At 45.0% G+C, this 2,273-nt stretch carries 2 protein-coding genes; both read left to right on the forward strand.

The window, feature by feature from the left end:
- Nucleotides 1-594: ATP-binding cassette domain-containing protein (locus tag KDK18_RS10840; protein WP_257254917.1), on the forward strand; the 594-nt coding region annotated here is incomplete at its 5' end.
- Nucleotides 595-1,038: 444 nt separating this feature from the next.
- Nucleotides 1,039-2,273 (forward strand): hypothetical protein (locus tag KDK18_RS10845; RefSeq protein ID WP_257254918.1); only part of this gene is annotated, 1,235 nt, incomplete at its 3' end.

A 2,273-nucleotide genomic window follows, 5' to 3' on the forward strand; every position in this document is an offset into this window, starting at 1 on the left:
GTTAAGGCGTTGTCCGGTGGAGAGCGAAACCGTTTGCTGTTGGCGAGACTCTTCAGTAAGCCGGCTAATCTGCTGGTGATGGACGAGCCTACCAACGATCTCGACGTCGAAACACTTGAGTTGCTTGAGTCACTGCTGGTGGACTTTCAGGGCACGGTGCTGCTGGTCAGTCACGATCGTGAATTCCTCGATAATGTGGTTTCCAGTACCCTCGTATTCCAGCCTGATGGCAAGATTAAAGAATATGTCGGCGGCTTTGAAGATTGGCTCAGACAGGGAGGGGAGGTAAATCAGCTGGTTGCTGAGCCTCAAACCAGTAAGCCACAAACGAAAGCTGAACCCAATATTCAAACTCAGCCAGAATCGAAAAAGAAAAAGCTCAGTTACAAGCTTCAGCGTGAGCTGGATGCTTTGCCGGGAGAGCTTGAAAAACTGGAAGAAGAGTTAATCCAGCTGGAAGAGGCTATCGCCGATCCGTCTTTCTATCAGGGTGATCAGGAGGTTGTGCAAACCACTCTGGCACGTCTGGAAACCGTCAATCAAGATATCGAAGAGAAGATGGAGCGTTGGGAAGAGCTCGAAAATATGAGTTAACAGGTGTTCCGTTTTCAATTGGGAGTTAGCAGATGTCATTGTGCAGCTAACCCCCAATGAAACGGTATTACTATCCTGCTATTTATCACAAGCCAGTATCATTAAAACTGGCTGATCAGCTCAATAATGTTTTCCGTGCGTGCAAAGTCGTGGGAGTATCCAGAGAGACTTTTTGCCGCGTTCAAAACGCATGTGGCGAAGGTGTTATTTAAGCCAGAGCGAACCCGTCAGGAAAAATGTGCTGTGATCGGACGCCCGTGTAAATTCTGGAATCAGGCAAAGTACACTTTAAATAGAGCAGGTCTTCTGAATCTGGCATGACGTTACAAACGACAATGAACGTGTGAGTGTCAGGTCAGATGCTGGTGGCTACAAAATAAAATTTGGCACTGCTGCAATTCCTGGACTACTTTTCGGGGGCATTCAAACACGGGCTTAAGTAAAATGATCGGCAGCTCCAAGCCTCAATCACTGAGAACGGCAAGTTCATCGATACATTCCCATCATAGCAAGACCAATCAACTATTTTCAGTTTCCCTCGGTCTCATTATGGTTTGCCCTTGCTCAACCTTGCTGGCATTAAACCCTTTACCAACGCCAGTAGATGAGAGGTTTTTTCAAGAAAAGGGAGCAAAAGGGTCTGACTTACTATCCGATTTAATTAACCATAATGCTCTTATGGGGGCATTCCCTTTGGTCACCCCGAATGATACTGAACTTATCTTTGCCATGAACCCCGTGAATGAGCAAGAAGTAAATAAGAGTCAGGAACAGCAAGAACCGCAGGGAGCTGGAGCACAACAGATGCAGCCTTTAACGGACCTTTCGCTCCCGCCAATGTCCCGTGAACAAATTGTTGAAATTATCCGGAAATTGAATTCAGGCCTCCCGGAAGACAGTATAACCGCTCTGCTGAACAACATCCCGGAAACGCCCCCCAGTGACAACCTGACAATTGCAGGCATGATCAAGCAAGTGGAGGCTACTCTTCAGGTTGACGTTGACCAAAGTCAGAATGCAATCCTGGAAACTCTATCTCATATCCAGAGTACCGAGTCTCCTGTCGATCCGAACAATTCGCAACATCAACAAAGCCTTGCATATTTGATGCTGGCTTACTATGCAGCCATAAATTCAAGTGATGCTTCCTCTCAAGGAGCCCATGTTTTTTTTAATTCGTTCCTGCTTCACGCCGCTTACATGGCTGGAATACCCAGACTCCATCTGCAAAAAGATGGGCTATTAGGTGAAGATGGACCGATAAAAGATCAAGATGTTTTAAAAGAAAATGTTGCAAAATCATCTTTAGTATTCTCTGGACTGAAATTTTTAGCAACAGAACGCATTAAATTTTTGCAACAATTGGAGGATTCCTTAGAATCTGAGCAAAGCAATACATCAGCCGAGGCATTACTAAGAGACGCTGCCAAGCTGCTCAACGATGGCATTGACAGGAACGGAATATCGATTTATAAGCGACAGCAAATAACAGCTGAGCGAATGCTCGCGCTTATAAAAGAATATGGTGAAAATGAACCTGAATTAGTAGCCTGGAATAATCAATTCTTGAATTTAATTGATCTCTTGGGCCTGATGCTTGATCCTTTCGCATCAGAATATGTAGATCTGAATGCACATATAGTTAAGATAGAGGATTACTTTAGAAAGTCAGGTAAGGG

Source organism: Endozoicomonas sp. SESOKO3 (assembly GCF_024606255.1).